The organism is Pseudomonas kermanshahensis, from assembly GCF_014269205.2.
Lineage (GTDB): Bacteria > Pseudomonadota > Gammaproteobacteria > Pseudomonadales > Pseudomonadaceae > Aquipseudomonas > Aquipseudomonas kermanshahensis.
The window spans coordinates 1-931 of the sequence record NZ_JABWRY020000012.1; the positions used below are offsets into that span (position 1 = coordinate 1).

Sequence of the window (931 nt, forward strand, 5' to 3'; positions counted from 1 at the left end):
AGGCGACGTGGTCAAAGTCACCATCACCGCCGACCAAATCTCGGTCGCCGAGAACGTCAAACCAACGTTCACCGTCCACATCAACACTGCCCTGGCTCACGACCTGGTCGTGACCCTGAGCAACAACGCCACCGTCACCATCAAGGCCGGCGAAACCAGCGCGCCGTACACTCACGACGCGCAGGGCGACGACGTCTACAAAGACGCCGGTGAAATCGAGGTGGGCGTGAAGTCGGCAGCAGACATCGATGGCCGTGCCTTCGAGAACCTGCAGTTGGGCGATGCGGCGTCGGTCAAAGTGACTGACACCACGGATGACGTAGTGGCCAAGCTGACCGCTACCCCTTCGGTTACCGAAGGTGGTGCAATCACTTACACCATCACCCTGACCAACAAAGATGGCTTGCCGATTGATAAGCACTCGGCGCTGACCTTCACCTTGAGCGACGGCACCACCGTCATCACGGTCCCGGCCAACAGCACTACCGGCTTCACCACCGTGACTGCTCCGGATAACGTTTACGTCGGTACCAACGACGCGGTGATCAAATCGATCGCTTCGGTTGATGGCACCGATGTCGGCAAGTTCGAGAACCTGGTTCTGGACAAAACGCCGGTCAGCACTGCTGTGACCGACGAGCCGGGCTCAGGTACTCCAGGCGCTGGCAACGAAGGCGATCTGGTCAAGGTCACCATCACGGCTGACCAGGTTTCGGTTGCCGAGAACGTGAAGCCGACCTTCACCGTTCACATCAACACTGCCCTGGCTCACGACCTGGTCGTGACCTTGAGCAACAACGCTACCGTCACCATCAAGGCTGGCGAAACCAGCGCGCCGTACACTCACGAAGCGCAGGGCGATGACGTCTACAAAGACGCCGGTGAAATCGAGCTGGGCATCAAATCCGCCGTCGATGTTGACGGTCGTGCT

General features: G+C 59.4%; 1 protein-coding gene. It reads left to right on the plus strand.

The window, feature by feature from the left end:
• The coding region (locus HU764_RS27485; protein WP_217835022.1) for an immunoglobulin-like domain-containing protein at positions 1-931 on the plus strand (931 nt) is incomplete at both ends.